This window comes from Streptomyces sp. NH27, assembly GCF_056859195.1.
In genome coordinates this window covers 1-15,102 of sequence record NZ_JACEGK010000147.1, presented here as the reverse complement: position 1 = coordinate 15,102, position 15,102 = coordinate 1, and the positions used below count along the sequence as shown (strand labels likewise).

The window sequence follows — 15,102 nt, the reverse complement described above, 5'->3', positions numbered from 1 at the left end:
GGCCGGAGCCGCCGCGCAGCGCGTGCGCCAGCGCCGGGAGCCCGCCGACCAGCGGCAGGTCGGCGCTGGACCGGGCGAGGTCGATGCTGATCGTCGGCTTGGTGCTGGGGGCGACGATCAGCCCGTTGTCGGTGCCGGCGACGATCAGGGCGAGCCGGTGCCCGGCCGGCACCACGTGGTCGCTGGAGGCCAGTTGGATGGTGATGGTGTACGGCTGGCCCGGGGTGAGCGACACGCCGTGCAGCGACGGGTCGTAGTGCCCGAGATCGGCCCAACCGCGGCTGAAGACGGTTTGCTGGACGCTCTCGGTGTCGGCCGCGGTGTCGAGGTAGCAGGCGCTGTCGCCCGAGGTGCTGTCGCCCCAGCAGGACCTGGTGGTCAGCGTGGTGATGCCCTCGGCGTCGGCCTCGTAGTTCCGGATGGTCGCCGGGCCGAGGTCGACCAGGACCGCGGACAGGTGGGCGCTGGTGGTGGACGGGGTCGCGGTGAGCGTCACCGTGCCGCCGCCCGACAGCCGTAGGTCACTGGCGAGCGCGCCGGTGGTGAACGACACCTTGCTCGCGGTCGCCTGGTCCGCCTGCGCCGCCCAGTCGTCCTCGCCCTGCGCCGGGTTGTCGGTGTACTTCTCGGTGCCGCTCGCCGGCGGGGACCCGGCGCTCAGCGAGCCGAGGCCGTTCGTGCTGCCCGCCACCAGGCCGACCTGGGTCGCGGTGGTGCCCGGCGCGGGCCAGACCGGATCGGTGGTCCAGTGGTCGGGGGTGCGCTCGATGTCGGCCATCGGCTGGTTCTGGACGCCGTTGTCGACGCCCATCAGGTAGTGGTCGAACCACTGGTGCAGGGTGTCGACCCACTCGGCCCGCCGGTAGTCGAACGGGTCCACGTGGCCGGTCTGCGACAGCCAGATCTTGCGCTGCACCCCGTTCGCGGCGAGCGCGTTCCACCACTGGCCGAAGTTCTTGGTGCGCACGTTGAGGTCCTGCATCCCCTGCGCGACGAAGACGCTGGCCTTCACCTTGGACGCGTTGGCGTAGTAGTCGCGGTCCTGCCAGGCGCTGGTCCAGTCGCCGTTGCGCGGTGCCCCGTCGCGGAGCGCCTGTTCCTCGGCGGAGCAGTGGGACTGGGCGCCGGAGCTCTCGACCTCGGAGGCGAGTTCGTCGGGGCCGCCGTCGTAGAGGGCCGCGCCCTGCGCGAAGTAGTAGTCGTACCAGGAGCTGATCCCGCTGATGTCGACGATGGTCTTCAGCCCCTCGACGCCGGTCGCGGCGACCCCGTTGGCGACGGTGCCGTCCCAGCTCTTGCCGATCATGCCGACCGACCCGTTGGACCAACTCGCCTGCGCCGTCGTGCTTCCGGTGCGGGTGGTGTACGCGGTGGCTCTGCCGTTCAGCCAGTCGATGACGGCTTTCGCGGAGGTGATGTCGGAGGGGCCGCCGACGTCGATGCAGCCGTCGGAGCGGTCGGTGCCGGCGAGGTCGACGAGCACGACGGCATAGCCGCGCGGCACGAAGTAGTTGTCGTAGTAGAGCGGGAAGCCCACCGGGTTCCCGCTCTGGTCGTACGTCTTGACCTGGCTCTCGTTGCCGCGGCCGCAGCAGGAGTAGTACGGGCTGGCGTCCATGATCACCGGGACCGTCCGGCCCGCCGCCGCGGGTTCCGAGGGCCTGATGATGTCCGCCGCCACCCGGTCGGGCTTGCCGTCGCGGTCACCGTCGAGGCCGGTGTCGACCCAGACGGACTGCCGGATGGCGTTGGCGTACGAGTCGACCGGTTGACTCCCGGTGTCCCGCGGGCCCGCACCGGCGTGCGCGGCGACCGGGCCGAGGAGGACGAACATCAGGGCGGTGAGGACCACCGCCACGACGGACATCGAATGGGTGCGGGGCCTCCGCGTGAGTGACAGCACCCCGGGACGTTACCCCCTGACACAACCATGACAACAGGTCGCTTTCGAGCCAGTGGGCGATTACGAGACACCCCACAGGGCGCTGGCGCCTCAACCCGACACACCCGCACCCCCGTTGTCGAGCACCCGGCCGCGCCGAGGTGGTGCGCAAGGGGACGCCGGCAGGGACATCGGCGGGTACGCCGATCGGGCTCGTGCCGAAGATCCGTTGAGCCGCCAATCTCCGGGCATGGCTCCAACTCCACGTCCCCCGCGGCTCGTCACACGGCTCGTCACACGGCTCGTCGACGGACGCATCTGCGCGTACGACGTGAGCGGCGACGCCCGGGGGGAGCTGTCGCCGGTCATGGTCTGCCCGCCGTCCGCCGGGGACGAGGTCGTCGAGCACGCCGTCGACGCCGGCCTGCGGCACGCCTACTACACGACCCTCAACGCGGTCGTCTGCGTGACGGCGGACGGGGTGGGGTCTGGCGGTCGCCGTTCGAGCCGCGGTCGGACGAGCAGTACGGTCACCGGCCCGGCTGCGTGCTCTCGTCGGACGAAAGCGTGGTGTGGGTCTACCGGCCCGACGCCATGGCCCGCCGTGCCCGGCCCGACCAGTGGGTCGCCCTCGATGCCGGGACCGGTGCGGTCGTCGCACAGGCGGATCTGGAGACCGTCGGGCACGGCGGTATCCAACTGCCGCACCCGGTGAGCGGCGAGGTCCTCCTCGACGTGGGCGAAGGGCAGGACGGCTCGGTCATCCACCGCGCGTCGCTGACCGGGGACCGTTCACCTGGGCGGCACCGTCTGCCTCCGGGCGGCACGGAAGCTGGGCGCCTGGCCCGGCCCGGCAGTTGATCAGGGCCCCGCCCCGGTGACCGGCCGCCCCCCTGTTGGCGGCCGGGCACTCGCCGGTGACGACGGAGCGCGATCGTGCGGTCGTACGGTCGTACGGTCGCCGATGAGGACGACTCCGGTAACGGGCTTGCCGGTTCGGCTGTCGGATGGACCGGGCGGTCCGGGCGAGCGGGTGGTCCGCCTCAGCCGGGATCGCGGGGGCCCAACTTCCGTTGCAGGAAGGAGAGTTGTGCCGCCACGGCGAGCTCGTGCGATTCGAGGAACGGGGCGTAGTGGCGGCCGGCCAGGTGGACCACCTCGGCGGCCGGCGCGTTGTGGGCCGCGCGAACGGCGGGATCTGCGAGCACGCTCTGGTCCTGGTCGCAGACGACCACCAGCAGCGGGCACCGTATCCGGGAGGCATGACGGCCGGGCCGGTACCCGCCGATCTGCAGGGCGATCCGGGCGGCGACCGTCTGCTCCCAGTCCGTGTGGAGACCGTCGGGGTCGAGGGCCAGGTCGCCGTCCATGGCGTCGGCCGTGGTGAGCGAGGCGACGGCGCCGCGCGGTCCGGCGGTCGGGACCAGCAGCGGCGGACGCCCGAGGACGCTCCCGAGCGCGTCCGCGACGCCCCGGCCGAAGAGCCGCAGCACCGCGAGGGGCGTCATGGCGCGCAGCGCGTGGGGAGCGACCGCGCGGCCGTCGACCAGCGGGGTCTGGGCGATCGCGCAGGCCAGTCGCGGGTGGTCGGCCGCGACGCGGAAGAGGTGGCCGCCCGCGAGCGAGAAGCCCCAGGCCGCGACCCGGTCCGGGTCGACGTCGGGCAGACCGGCCGCGCAGTCGATCGCGGCGTGCCAGTCGGCGACCTGCTCGTCGAAGCGGACGACCTGGCGCGGTGTGCCCCCGCTCTCCCCGAACCGCCGGTGGTCGAAGGCCAGGACCGCGAAACCGGCGTCGTTGAACCGCGCGGCGAACAGGTCGCAGGCCGGTTCCTTCGTCACCGAGGTGCCGCCGGCCATGACCACGCAGCCGCCGTTGGACCCCGGATAGTGCCATGCGGCGCATGAGGTGTCGCCGCTGGCGAAGCGTACTTTCTCCCGTTGCCTGAGCGCGGACACGTGGACCTCCGTGGTGAATCCGTCGTTCTCGGGGTGCTGTCAGAAGCTGCGGGCCTGCGGCGGCATCGCGCCGCAGGCCCTTCGCCGGGCCGCGGTCGGCGGCCCTGGTGGTGCCGGCGGTCAGCCGGTCAGGCGGTCAGGCGGTCAGGCGGTCAGGCGGTCAGGACGGGGAACCAGTTGCGCGGGTCGAGGATCATCGGAGGCTCCTTCCATGGCTCGGGTCCGCGGCGCCGACGAGCGTCGGGGACGGTGCGGAGTGGATGACCTCCATACTTGGGCCGCGCTCCCCGAAGTGGGCTCCGCACGGCGACGGAATGGGCGAAACTTGCCGTCATGGCGCGCGCATCGGCGGATTCCGTACTGAGCCTCATCGACCGGCGGCTGGTGGCCGCGCTGCAGTGGGACGGCCGTCTCACCGCGGAGCGGGCGGCCCACGTGCTGGGGCTGAGCCCCGCCACCGTGCGCCGCCGCCTGCACGCGCTCGGCGCCGACGGGACCGTACGCGTGGTGGTCTCGCCGGTCGCGCGCCCGCGCAACGGAGGCTCGGCCGGCGCCCTGTTCCTGCGTATCCGGGTGCTGCGCGGAAAGCTCGACACGATCGTGGCCGCGCTCGCGGCGCGCGAGGACATCCCGTTCATCGACATCACGACCTCGGGTGACGAGATCTTCGCGGTCGCCCGCACCGAGCCGGGCTCACGCGACCCGCTGGTCTTCCGCCAACTGCCCTCCACCCAGGCGGTGACGTCCCTGGAGAGCGCCACGATCCTGCACGTCTTCCGGCTCACCTCCGAGTGGCGTCATCAGGTGCTGACCGCGGCCGAGCGCGCGGCGCTGAGCCCGGCCGGGCGGGGCGCCGGGGCGGCCGCCGACGGTTCCCCGGGCCCGTACGGCGTCGACACCGACACGGTGGAACAGGCTCTGATCGACGCTCTCGCCCCCGACGCGCGCCTGTCCTCGGCGGCGCTGGCCGAGCGCACCGGCCACCCGGAAAGCACCGTGCGGCGCCGCCTCGCCAGGCTGACCGACCAGGGCCGGCTGATCACCCAGGTGCTGGTCGATCCGCGCCGCCTCGGGCTGCCCATCGAGGCCAAGCTGCTGCTGCACGTGGCTCCCGACCATCTGGCCGCCGCGGGGCAGGCGCTGGCCGATCACCCCGCGGTGCACGGCGCGTTCGCGACCTCGGGCCCCTCGAACCTGCACGCGGCCGCGTACTTCCCGGATCTGACGGCCCTTTACGGCTTCCTCTCCCGGGACCTGGTCGGCCTGGGCATCACCCACGTCGAAACGGCCATCGTCAGCCGCGCCGCCAAACGCACCCCCGCACCGGTGTCCGCTCGACGGGACCCGGCCCGGTAACCTGCTACTGGCTGCTACGTTTGGCCGGCTGACGAGACAGGGGAACAGCGTCAGCCCGACCACGATCCTCGACGGAGCTTCCACCCATGCCCTACTCTCCTTCCCCCGCCGCGCCCTCGCCGGCACAGATACGCGGTGCCGTCCGGGGCACCTACATCGCCTTCACCGGTTGCGGCCTCGCCTTCGCGAGTTGGGCCTCGCGGATTCCGCAGGTCCGTGACCATCTCCACCTGTCCCCGGCGCGGCTCGGCCTGGTCCTGCTCGCCATCGCCGCCGGCTCGCTCATCGCGCTGCCCATGGCCGGGCCGGTCATCCACCGCATCGGCACCAAGCGCACGGTCGCGGGCATGTCGGTGCTGCTGTCCGCCGGTCTGGCGACCGTCGCCGTCGGGTACCCCAGCGGCCCCGTCCCGGTCGTGGCCGGGCTGTTCCTGCTCGGCTTCTCCACCGGCGGGTGGGACGTGGCGATGAACGTCCACGGGGCACTGGTCGAGAAGCACCTCGGACGTTCGATCATGTCCCGCTTCCACGCCGGCTACAGCCTCGGTACGGTCGCGGGCGCGCTGATCGGCGCGGCGATGGTCGCCCTCCACGTGCCGGTGACCGCGCACCTGCTGCTGGCCGCGGCGGTGGTCGCGCTGGCCGTCCCCTGGGGGACCCGCGGCTTCGTGCCCGACAACGCCCACACCGAAGAGCACTCCGACGAGCCCGCGCCCGCCCCGCGCAGCGCCCTCGCGGCCTGGCGTGAACCCCGTACGCTGCTGATCGGCGTCTTCGTCCTCGCGTTCGCGTTCGCCGAGGGCACGGGGAACGACTGGATCGGCATCGCCACCATCGACGGCTACGGCACCTCGGCCCTGGTCGGCACCCTCGCGTTCGCCACGTTCCTGTCCACGATGACGCTCGGGCGCTGGTTCGGGCCCGCGCTGCTCGACCGCCACGGCCGGGTGCCGGTGCTACGGGTGCTGGCCGCGCTCGGCATCGTGGGCACGCTGCTGTTCGTCTTCGCCCCCGCGACGCCGCTGGCGTTCCTCGGCGCGGTGCTGTGGGGCCTCGGCGTCTCGCTGGGCTTCCCCGTCGGCATGAGCGCCGGAGCCGACGAACCGCAGTACGCCGCCGGCCGGGTCAGCGTCATCGCCTCCATCGGCTACTGCGCGTTCCTCGCGGGCCCGCCCTCGATCGGCCTGCTCGCCGACCACGTCACCATCCTGCGCGCCCTCACCTCCGTCGCCGTCCTCCTCGGCATCGCCGCGGCCATCACCGCGGCCGTCACACCGCCGCGCGGGGTCGTGATGTCCTCGACCGCGCAGCCGGAGCAACTCACCGACAGCGACAGCGCAGCCGCCTCGTAAAGGGCGGCCGTTCCGCGACCCGTTCCGCACCCGCACGATGGATTTATGCGCGTAAGGAAATGCCTGGGGAGCGGAGAAAGGCGCGATCGGTAAAGTCCTTAAAATCCTCTCGCCCAGCAGTGGGCCCTCTACCAGCGGTTATGCGTGATATGACGCATGGATTTGCCGTTGCCCGCCCGCCGTGGGATGCGGTCGGGCATCGGCCGTGTGAAGTTGGTGGAGGTGTCGGTCACGAAGACGCCGTCTCAGCAGATCTCGTCTACCCGATGGGGATTCGCCATGCGCAACACCTTCCGCATCCGTCCTGGCCGTGCAATGGCAGCCGGTGTCCTGTCCGTAGGACTCGTCGCAGGCGGCGCCGCCAGCGCTGTCGCGGCTCCGTCCCACGCGCCGAAGGCACCCGCTCCGGTCGCCTCGACCACCGCGGCCGCCTCGATCACCGCGAAGGCGAGCCCGACCACGGTGAAGTCCGGCAGCAAGGTCACCTTCACCGGCCAGACCAAGGGGCTGAAGTCCGGGGCCTCGGTGACACTCAAGCGCGAAGTCAACGGCACGTGGCAGACGGTCACCAGCTCCGGCAAGTCCGTGCAGACGAAGATCAAGAGCAACGGCTCCTACAGCCTCAACACCAACCCCAGTGTCAAGGGGCTCCAGCACTACCGGGTGACTTCCGGGAACGTCCACTCGCCGACGGTGAACGTCACGGTCAACTGACGCACCGGCAAACCGGGTTCGCAAGCCGGTGGCACCGTAGGCCCCTTCGCGCCGGCCCAGTGGACCCCGACGCGTCCCGCCCGGCATCCGGGCCGGGGCGCGTCGTCCACGTGTTGTCCGATGCTCCGGTCCGGCGCCGTGGACATACTCCGGTCCGAAGCGGCGACATGCTCCGGTCCGGCGCCGTCGACGTGTCCGGCCGGGGATGTCGGGGATGACCATCCCGACGCCGGGCTACACCTCCGCGGCCGGAGTGTCCGCGCCGGCGAGCAGTTCGTCGGCGATGTGGTCGGCCCAGCGCCGGATCCGATCGCGGTCACGAAAGTCCCCGCCCTTGCCCTGGGCCACGATCTGGCGGGCCACGACACCGGACGCCCCGGCCGCGAGCCGACCGCCGAAGGTGACGTGTTCCGCGCAGTCGACCCGCTCACCGATCCGGGCCACGCGCTTGGTCGGGGGGAGGTCCCGCGCACCGGCGGCGGTGTCGAGCGGTCCGCTGCTGAACAGCCACACCGGCAGCTTCAGCAGTTCACGCCGGTGCCGCCGGGCGAACCGGACGGCGCCGCGCAGCCAGCGCCCTTCGTACAGTCCCGAGCCGAGGACGACCGCGGTGTAGTACGAGCAGTCGAGCGTCCGTCGCGCGGCCCGTACCTCCACCTCGATGCCACGGTCCCGCAGCCTCGCCGCGATCCACTCCGCGATCTTTGCCGTCGATCCGTTCTTCGACGCGTATGCGACGAGGACACGATGGTTTCCGCTCATGAGCGTTCACCCCGTCTGCTCGCGCTGGTTTCACCTCACGACGCCACTCGTCGTCGGCACCTCCGATTCAGGATGCCCTTGGTTCATCATCGAACAATCGCGCTCGGGTCGCGACCGCGGCAGCAGCGACAGGAGCTGTGCCGTGTGGCCGGGCAGCTCCGCTTCCGCCAGGCCCGTGACGAGGTCCCTCAGCGGCATGGGCCGGTCGACCAGGAGCGTGCCGTTGGACAGCAGCAACGTGGGCACCGGCGTGTCGAGTTCGGCCTGGCTCAACGCGGGCCCGGCGAGCGCGCACAGGGCGTCTCCCTGGTGGCGGATGCGGTCCCGGAGGCCCGCGTTGCCGCCCGCGCGCGCGATGACTCGTGCGATGGTCCAGGTGTCGAGCGCGACGCGGTTGTCGTACGTCGCGTTCACGCCCGCGGCCACGAAGGAGGCGGCGGCGATGGTCGCCGCGTTGACCAGGGTGACGTGCGCCAGGATCTGGTCGGCGTTCCACTCGCCGGCCGGCGGGACGGGGCTCCCGTCTCCGGCGTCCGCCACGGTGGCGGCGGCGTCCAGCAGCGCGCGGTAGGCGTCCCGAAGCGGGGCGGTGTCCATCATGTCGGCTTCTTTCGGTGGGCCCGCACGGGGCGGGCGTACACGGGCGTACACGGGCGGGCAGGTGCGGGGCGGCTACGGAACAGGGCCGGCCGAACACAGGGAGACGGGCGCGGGAAAGCGGGCGCCGGGAAACGGGAGCGGCGAGTGCCGGCTCAGGCGTGTCCGCCGGACATCTCCCACGGCGCCTGCGGCAGCACGTCGCCGGTTTCCAGCAGCGACTTGAGGTTCGCCAGCACGGCCGGCCAGCCCTGCGAAATCCCTTTGCGCATCTCCGCGTTGGGCAGCTTCTCGTGGGTCACGGTGAGGCGGACGATGTCCTCGTGCGGTTCGACGAGGAAGGTGACGACCGAGGGTTCCCTCGGCCGCTCGGCGTCGGGCGCGTCCTCGAAGGTGATGGCCAGGCGCGTCGGGGGCTCGGCCTCGATCACCTGGCCGACGACGTCGACGGCGCCTGATCCGTCGACGCGCCGGTGCTCCCAGGGCGAGCCCGGCTGCCAGTCCGAGACGTTGGCGTGCCCCCAGTAGCGCGCCGTGAGGTCCGCGTCCGTCAGGGCCCGCCAGACCTGCTCCGCGCTCGCACGGATGTAGGTGACATAGACGTAGGTCGGCACGGTCGTGGATCCATCGGTCATGGCGTACTCCTCTGCTCTGTTCCTGATGGCACTGATCGCTTGCAGCCGGGGCCGGTCGAACCCCGAGATCCAGCGCTCCTCGATCTCGTGGATCGGCGTCGGGTCGAGGTAGTGCAGCCGCTCCCGTCCGCGTCGTACGACGGTCACGAGGCCGGCCCGCTCCAGGACGTCGAGATGCTGTGTCGCCGACTGGCGCGCCATGTCCAGCAGCTCGCACAGCTCGCTCAGCGTCTGGCCGTTGCGCTCGCGCAGCCGGTCGAGCAGCAGACGCCGGGTGGGGTCCGCCAGCGCTTTGAAGACCGCGTCCATCGCTCTCGGGAAACTCACCCTCCCATTATGCAGGCATCCACCTGCATAACGCCAGCGACGTATCGCCGCCGCGCGGTGGACCGGTGCTGCGGGCGGTTCGACAGCTGACGCGGGGCCTGTGCCGGCCGCCGGGCCGGGCCGTCCGCCGCGGTTCGTGCCCTCAGCGTGCCTCGGTGATGAGTTCGGGCCCGTCGTTGCGGACGCTGTTGACGGTGGTCGGGACGGGGCGCAGGTCCAGGTCGCCGCCGGACGGGAGCGCCAGGAGGGCGCGCAGGTCGTCCGGGGCGTGGTGGTCCGGGTCGAGCCAGTCGGCGTAGTGCCCGGGGGCGATCGTGAGGGGCATCCGGGGGTGGATACGGCCGGCGGAGTCGGTCGCGTCGGTGGTGATGATCGTGCAGGAGACGATCCACTCCCGTTCGTCCGCCGGCAGCGACCGGTCCCGCCAGAACTCGTACAGGCCCGCCATCGCCAGGATCGAACCGTCGGCCGGGTGCAGGTAGTACGGCTTCTTCGCCGCCTTCGTGTGCTCGGTCGCCGGGACGGTCTCCCATTCGTAGTACCCGTCGGCGGGGAGCAGGCAGCGCCGGGTGGTGAACGCCTTGCGGAAGGCGGGCTTCTCGTGGACGCTCTCGGCCCGCGCGTTGATCAGCTTCGCCCCGGAAGCCGGCGACTTCGCCCAGGACGGCACCAGCCCCCAGCGCAGCGGGCGAAGCCGCCGGACCGGCTCGGCGCCGTCCTCGTCGGGGCGTTCCACCACGCCCCACACCTGGTCGGTCGGCGCCACGTTCCAGCTCACCGCCGGCGCCTGCTCCCCCGCCCTGACCTGTACCTGAGCGTCGAACGCGGTCGCGAGATCCTCCGCGGCCCTGGCCGCGACATACCTTCCGCACATCCCTCCACCGTGCCACGCCCGCCGCCAGGTGGGGACCGTCGCACGGCCGTCCGGTGTACGCGACGGGTGCGCGCCGGTCAGTGCAGGGCAGTCAGTGGGCGGCGTGGCGGAGGGCGCTGATGAAGGCGGCACCGTCAGGGGTGCCGACGCCCGTCATCGTGTCGTAGCCCTTGGCGGTGACCTGCTGGGTCCGGGCGCGGTCCTCGGCGTCGAAGACGTCGATGCCCGGGCTGGTCACGGTGTCGTCGGCCGCGATCCAGGCGCTCCGGTCCTGCTGCGGCGCCGACGTGCGGATCGGCAGGACGTCGTGGAGTGCGCGGGTGCCGGCCAGGCGGTAGAGCAGCGGGTCGATGAAGCCGAAGGGCTGCTCGCGGCCCTGCTGGGCGTCGGCGACCAGGCCGGCGATCAACGGGCACGCCAGGCTGGTGCCGGCGTTCGGCATGGTGCGGTAGGGCCCCGGTTCGCCGTGGCCGACCGAGTCGATGTAGCCGGTCAGCATGCCGGTGTCGGGGTCGGCGTCGGCGGCGATGTCGGGCACCGCCCGGTCGACGACGGTGTGCTTGCCGACGCGGACCCGCGCCATCGACGCGGGCACGACGCCCTTCTGGTACGAGGGCTGCCGGTACACCAGGCTGGTGCATCCGCCGCCGCCGCTGATGCCGACGTCGGACCACTTGCCGCCGTCCAGGTAGCCGTAGTCGTCGGACCAGCCGGTCTCGAACACCCGGTTCCCGGCCGCCCCGACGCCGATGGTGGTGCCGCCGACCGCCACCGCGTACGGATCGGAGTCGGTCACCGTCAGGCCGGTGGTGTCACCGGACGCGAAGTACATGCCGACCCCCTCGGCGGCGGCCCGCACGTCCATCGCGTGCACGGTCCCCGCCGGCACCTCACCCAGCGGGATCTGCCACGAGTTGGAGACGATGGAGGCTTCGGGACGGTTGCCCTTCCCGGTCAGCACGAAGAGCGCGGCGTCGGGCAGCGCCTGGTCCTCGTCGCATCCCTGGCCCACGACCATCAACTGGTCGGCGCCGGGCGCCATCGCGTAGACCGCCTCGGAGTCCATCTCCGCCTCGTCGTCGACGGCGGGCGGGTCCGCCGCGTCGTGCGCCTGCGAAGACCCGGCGCAGGCGCTGCCGGCCTGGACCTGCCTGAACTGGGAACGCTTCGGCAGCGGCAGGTGGTTGCTCCTCGCGTAGTCCGTCAGCGTCTGGAACATCGCGGTCGGCGACTCCTCCTCGGTCAGGGCGACGGTCTGGCCCTTGCCGGTGTCCTTCCACGTCGCCCCGTAGGCCGCGCGGATCTGGGCGGCGGAGTACCCGCAGACCGGCAGCGACGCCTTGGTCAGCTCCCGGTAGGCCCGGGTGGAAGCTGTGCACGTGCTGCGCCCATTGACATCCTCGTCCACCTAAAGGAAGACGATTCCCGCCTGGCTGCCGGATGTCCAGCTCGCCTTCGGGTGGGTTCCTGTTTCTTCGCGCTGTGCCGGTAAGAGTACCGGTCTTACCCGCGCTCCACGGGCTGTCACCGCCAGTCCGGCGGCCTTCTTGGTGTTGATCGCGGCGTTGGTGTCCCGGTCGTGCAGGGTGCCGCACGCCTCGCAGGTCCACTCTCGGACGTGCAACGGTTTCGGGCCGTCTTTCACGCCGCATGCCGAACAGACCTGCGAGGTCGGTTCGAACCGGCCGATCCGTACCAACTCCCGGCCGTGCTTGACCGCCTTGTACTCCAGCATGCCGACGAAGCTGGACCATCCGGCGTCGTGCACCGACTTCGCCAAGCGGGTCCGGGCGAGGCCCTTCACCGACAGGGACTCCACAGCGATCGCTTGGTTCTCACGAATCAACTGGGTGGAGAGCTTGTGGTGAAAGTCGCGGCGCGCGTCGGCCACCCGGGCATGCGCCCTGGCGACCTTGACCCGCTGCTTACCTCGGTTGCTGGACCCCTTCTGCTTGCGGGAAAGAGACCGCTGAGCCCTCTTGAGTTTCTTCTCGGCCCGGCGCAGGAAGCGGGGGTTGTCGATCTTCGTCCCGTCGGAAAGGACCGCGAAGTGGGTCAGACCGAGGTCGATGCCCACGACATTGTCCGTGGCGGGCAGCGTCTCGGGGCTGGTCTCGACCACGAACGAGGCGAAGTACCGGCCCGCCGCATCCTTGGTTACGGCCACCGTGGACGGTTGCGACGGCAGCGAGCGGGACCACCTGACCGGCACGTCACCGATCTTCGGCAGGGACAACTTCCCGCCGGTCGTGATCTTCCACCGGGCGTTCGCGGTGAACCGGACCGACTGCGAGTATCCCGCTTCGACTTGAAGCGGGGCGCCCCCATGCGCGGGCGCCTGCCCTTCAGGCCGTCGAAGAAGTTCCGATACGCAGTGTCCAGATCCCGCAGGGACTGCTGAAGGACCACGGCGGACACCTCGCCGAGCCAGGCCCGTTCCGGGGTGCGCTTGGCCTCGGTGATCAGCAGTTTCGACAGATCGCCCGTCGTCGGGAACAGCAGTCCCTCGCGGCGGGCGGTCTCTCGTGCCCGTAGTGCGTCGTTGTACACCACCCGCACGCACCCGAACGCCCGGGCCAACGCGATGCGCTGACCCGGCGTCGGACTGATGCGGAAGTTGTACCGAAGCTGCATACCGTGATCCTACTACATTTGGTTTATGGCTGATATGCAGAACATTCGCACTGGTAGACACTGTGTCTTTGCCCTTCACGCGCACTTGGTTTTCGTGACGAAGTACCGACACCGGGTCTTCAAGGACGCGCACCTCAAGCGGATGGAAGAGATCATGCGTGCGGTATGCGCCGACTTCGAATGCGAACTGGTCGAGTTCAACGGCGAGAACAACCACGTCCACCTCCTCGTGAGCTTCCCACCGAAGGTCGCCCTGTCCAAGCTGGTCAACTCCTTGAAGGGTGTCAGCTCGCGCAGGCTCCGCCAGGAGTACCCAGAATTGGTCCGACACTACTGGCGGGCACAACGCCTGTGGTCCGGCTCATACTTCGCCGGATCGGTAGGCGGGGCTCCACTGTCGATCGTCCGTCAGTACATCGAGCAGCAGAACCGTCCACTGTGACCCGCGGGTCACAGAACTCCTCAGAATCGCTTCACCACCGGGCTTCAGCCCGGTGCACTGCGATTTATCCCCAGTAGCGGGAACACGTGGCCGGCTTCGCGGCCGTCGCGGGCTTCGCGGTCGGCGCGGCCGCGGCGGGCCGGGCGGTGCCGCGACCGCCGCCGGAGCCGCCGCCGGAGCCATCGCCGTCGCCGAGCCCGGTCACGCCCAGCACGTCGGGCGCGAGCGAGGCCGGCATCGACACGTCGCGGTCGTTGGACTGGAACTCCGTGGCGCCGCCCGCCGCGTCCTTCGCCCGGTACCTTCCGATCCGCACCTGGAACGCCGACTGGACCGCGGACACCGGCCCGCTCGCCGAGACGTAGTCACGGCCGCCGTCGACGCGAACTCCCTTGAGCCCCTTGGTGGTCAGCCAGGATGCGACCGCCTCGGCGCGTGCGGCGGAGGGGGCGAAGCTGGCGGTGTAGGCGCTCGGAGTCAGGTAGTGGCGGTACTCGGCGCTGCCCGGCGTGGCGACCGCGTCCGCGAACGCGGCGGCGCCCGCCAGGTCCGGCGCCAGCCACACCTGGACGGTCATCCCCTGCGAGGCGGGCGCGGCCCCGACCAAGGACGTGGTGCGCACCGTAGGGGAGACCGATCCCGGCACCGTGGCGGTGGACGCCGCGCCTGCGGTGGCGGGCGCCCCCAGCACCGCACCCGCGGCCAAGACGTCATGCTGTCCGTGCCGGCCTGTCCGGCCAAGCCGCCCGCCGACGCCCGCGGTTGGCTGGACGCCCTCTACCTCGCGATGGTCTGCCGCCAGGAGGAACGGATCGCCTGGCTGTGCCGGGTGCCGCTCGCGGCGCTGCGCCCGGACGACACGGTCGACGCGTACGTCCTGCACTGGATCGACACCCTCCAGACGTACTTCACCGTCGGCGCCGTCTGCATCCCGGAGAAGCTGATCGCCGTGATGGAGACCTCCGTGCCCGAGCAGGTGAGCTGCGCGCCCGGCGACTTCGTGAACCTGATCGACTACCAGCCCGTCGCGCTCTTCCACCGGCTGGTCACCCAGGACGCCGACGCCTTCGCGGAGGCGCTGGCCGATGCCGTCGGGCAGCACGCCGAGTACTGGGGCACCGACGGCTCGCCCCGTGCCCAGGTGGCGCTCGGCGTGCTGGCGATGGCCTGCGCGGCCCACGACCACGGCCTGCCGGTGGACCTCAAGCGGCCGTATCTGCCGTGGTATCTCGTGAACGGTGAGCGGATCGAGGACATCCCCTGACCGGTGTGGTGGGAGTCTCCCGCCTCATGGTCATCCGCCGGACGAAGCCGCTCGGTTTCACCCTGGAGGAGATGCGCGACCTGCTGGAGGCCACCGACCGCCTCGACACTCCGGACCCCTCCCCCGCCGAGCGCGAAGCCCTGCTGGAACGCGTCAGGGCGTACGAGCAGACCGCCGCGAAGAAGATCCAGGACCTGCGGGTCCAGCTGGCCAGGGCCGAGGACTTCGCCGCCACCCTCCGCACCCGGCTGGAACAGGGCAGCCGCTCCTGAGCCCATCCGCCCCTGGGCCGACCGCTGTTGGGT

The 15,102-nt window shown here is 71.3% G+C and carries 14 protein-coding genes and 2 pseudogenes; 7 read left to right on the top strand and 9 right to left on the bottom strand.

The features are described 5' to 3' along the window. Nucleotides 1–1,867: Xaa-Pro dipeptidyl-peptidase (locus AC13HU_RS14595; RefSeq protein WP_483042272.1), on the bottom strand; the 1,867-nt coding region annotated here is incomplete at its 3' end. Between the two features lie 561 nt (nucleotides 1,868–2,428). Between AC13HU_RS14595 and AC13HU_RS14590 the strand changes: the two genes are divergently transcribed. Then, nucleotides 2,429–2,743, top strand: coding sequence for a hypothetical protein (locus tag AC13HU_RS14590; protein WP_483042271.1), 315 nt, complete (start codon nucleotides 2,429–2,431; stop codon nucleotides 2,741–2,743). A gap of 182 nt (nucleotides 2,744–2,925) precedes the next feature. Here AC13HU_RS14590 and AC13HU_RS14585 read toward each other — a convergent pair whose 3' ends face one another. Continuing rightward, nucleotides 2,926–3,840 (bottom strand): alpha/beta hydrolase, encoded by a 915-nt coding sequence (locus AC13HU_RS14585; protein WP_483042270.1) that lies wholly within the window; start codon nucleotides 3,838–3,840, stop codon nucleotides 2,926–2,928. 333 nt (nucleotides 3,841–4,173) lie between these two features. Here AC13HU_RS14585 and AC13HU_RS14580 point away from each other — a divergent pair, with 333 nt between their 5' ends. The 3 genes from AC13HU_RS14580 (at nucleotide 4,174) to AC13HU_RS14570 (ending at nucleotide 7,262) form a co-directional block, all read left to right on the top strand. Then, a complete protein-coding gene (locus AC13HU_RS14580) occupies nucleotides 4,174–5,196 on the top strand; it encodes an Lrp/AsnC family transcriptional regulator (RefSeq protein ID WP_483042269.1) in 1,023 nt (340 codons plus the stop codon). Nucleotides 5,197–5,282: 86 nt separating this feature from the next. Then, nucleotides 5,283–6,548 (top strand): MFS transporter, encoded by a 1,266-nt coding sequence (locus AC13HU_RS14575; RefSeq protein ID WP_483042268.1) that lies wholly within the window; start codon nucleotides 5,283–5,285, stop codon nucleotides 6,546–6,548. Between the two features lie 279 nt (nucleotides 6,549–6,827). After that, on the top strand, nucleotides 6,828–7,262 hold the full coding sequence (locus AC13HU_RS14570) for a hypothetical protein (RefSeq protein ID WP_483042267.1): 435 nt from the start codon (nucleotides 6,828–6,830) through the stop codon (nucleotides 7,260–7,262). Nucleotides 7,263–7,496: 234 nt separating this feature from the next. Here AC13HU_RS14570 and AC13HU_RS14565 read toward each other — a convergent pair whose 3' ends face one another. From AC13HU_RS14565 to AC13HU_RS14540, 6 genes and pseudogenes are all read right to left on the bottom strand, one after another. Then, entirely contained in the window at nucleotides 7,497–8,024 is a 528-nt protein-coding gene (locus AC13HU_RS14565) for a flavodoxin domain-containing protein (RefSeq protein WP_483042266.1), read from the bottom strand. Between the two features lie 30 nt (nucleotides 8,025–8,054). Then, entirely contained in the window at nucleotides 8,055–8,624 is a 570-nt protein-coding gene (locus tag AC13HU_RS14560) for a hypothetical protein (protein ID WP_483042265.1), read from the bottom strand. Between the two features lie 152 nt (nucleotides 8,625–8,776). After that, entirely contained in the window at nucleotides 8,777–9,565 is a 789-nt protein-coding gene (locus tag AC13HU_RS14555) for an ArsR/SmtB family transcription factor (RefSeq protein ID WP_483042273.1), read from the bottom strand. Between the two features lie 160 nt (nucleotides 9,566–9,725). Further along, nucleotides 9,726–10,457 (bottom strand): SOS response-associated peptidase, encoded by a 732-nt coding sequence (locus tag AC13HU_RS14550; protein WP_483042264.1) that lies wholly within the window; start codon nucleotides 10,455–10,457, stop codon nucleotides 9,726–9,728. Nucleotides 10,458–10,548: 91 nt separating this feature from the next. Next, nucleotides 10,549–11,865: a S53 family peptidase gene (locus tag AC13HU_RS14545; RefSeq protein WP_483042263.1), complete on the bottom strand. Its 1,317-nt coding sequence runs from the start codon at nucleotides 11,863–11,865 to the stop codon at nucleotides 10,549–10,551. Further along, nucleotides 11,866–13,091, bottom strand: a pseudogene (locus tag AC13HU_RS14540) (RNA-guided endonuclease InsQ/TnpB family protein). It lies immediately after the preceding gene. A 25-nt stretch (nucleotides 13,092–13,116) separates the two neighbouring features. On the opposite strand from AC13HU_RS14540, the gene tnpA reads away from it, so the two are divergent. Continuing rightward, the gene (gene tnpA / locus AC13HU_RS14535; RefSeq protein ID WP_483042262.1) at nucleotides 13,117–13,533 is read left to right on the top strand and encodes an IS200/IS605 family transposase; all 417 of its coding nucleotides are present in this window, start codon (nucleotides 13,117–13,119) and stop codon (nucleotides 13,531–13,533) included. A gap of 64 nt (nucleotides 13,534–13,597) precedes the next feature. Here the strand turns inward: tnpA and AC13HU_RS14530 are convergent, their stop codons facing one another. Next, on the bottom strand, nucleotides 13,598–14,239 hold the full coding sequence (locus AC13HU_RS14530; protein ID WP_483042261.1) for a protease pro-enzyme activation domain-containing protein: 642 nt from the start codon (nucleotides 14,237–14,239) through the stop codon (nucleotides 13,598–13,600). 6 nt (nucleotides 14,240–14,245) lie between these two features. On the opposite strand from AC13HU_RS14530, the gene AC13HU_RS14525 reads away from it, so the two are divergent. Then, the gene (locus AC13HU_RS14525; RefSeq protein WP_483042260.1) at nucleotides 14,246–14,797 is read left to right on the top strand and encodes an immunity 49 family protein; all 552 of its coding nucleotides are present in this window, start codon (nucleotides 14,246–14,248) and stop codon (nucleotides 14,795–14,797) included. A gap of 14 nt (nucleotides 14,798–14,811) precedes the next feature. Continuing rightward, nucleotides 14,812–15,069: pseudogene (locus AC13HU_RS14520) on the top strand (MerR family DNA-binding protein); the annotation flags it as partial. Nucleotides 15,070–15,102 lie beyond the last annotated feature (33 nt).

Excerpts from the sequence above, each read along its gene's own strand:
- AC13HU_RS14550 (WP_483042264.1), bottom strand. The coding sequence starts at position 10,457 with ATGTGCGGAAGGTATGTCGCGGCCAGGGCCGCGGAGGATCTCGCGACC.
- AC13HU_RS14555 (WP_483042273.1), bottom strand. The coding sequence starts at position 9,565 with ATGGACGCGGTCTTCAAAGCGCTGGCGGACCCCACCCGGCGTCTGCTG.
- AC13HU_RS14560 (WP_483042265.1), bottom strand. The coding sequence starts at position 8,624 with ATGATGGACACCGCCCCGCTTCGGGACGCCTACCGCGCGCTGCTGGAC.
- AC13HU_RS14575 (WP_483042268.1), top strand. The coding sequence starts at position 5,283 with ATGCCCTACTCTCCTTCCCCCGCCGCGCCCTCGCCGGCACAGATACGC.
- AC13HU_RS14565 (WP_483042266.1), bottom strand. The coding sequence starts at position 8,024 with ATGAGCGGAAACCATCGTGTCCTCGTCGCATACGCGTCGAAGAACGGA.
- AC13HU_RS14525 (WP_483042260.1), top strand. The coding sequence starts at position 14,246 with ATGCTGTCCGTGCCGGCCTGTCCGGCCAAGCCGCCCGCCGACGCCCGC.
- AC13HU_RS14580 (WP_483042269.1), top strand. The coding sequence starts at position 4,174 with ATGGCGCGCGCATCGGCGGATTCCGTACTGAGCCTCATCGACCGGCGG.
- tnpA (WP_483042262.1), top strand. The coding sequence starts at position 13,117 with ATGGCTGATATGCAGAACATTCGCACTGGTAGACACTGTGTCTTTGCC.
- AC13HU_RS14570 (WP_483042267.1), top strand. The coding sequence starts at position 6,828 with ATGCGCAACACCTTCCGCATCCGTCCTGGCCGTGCAATGGCAGCCGGT.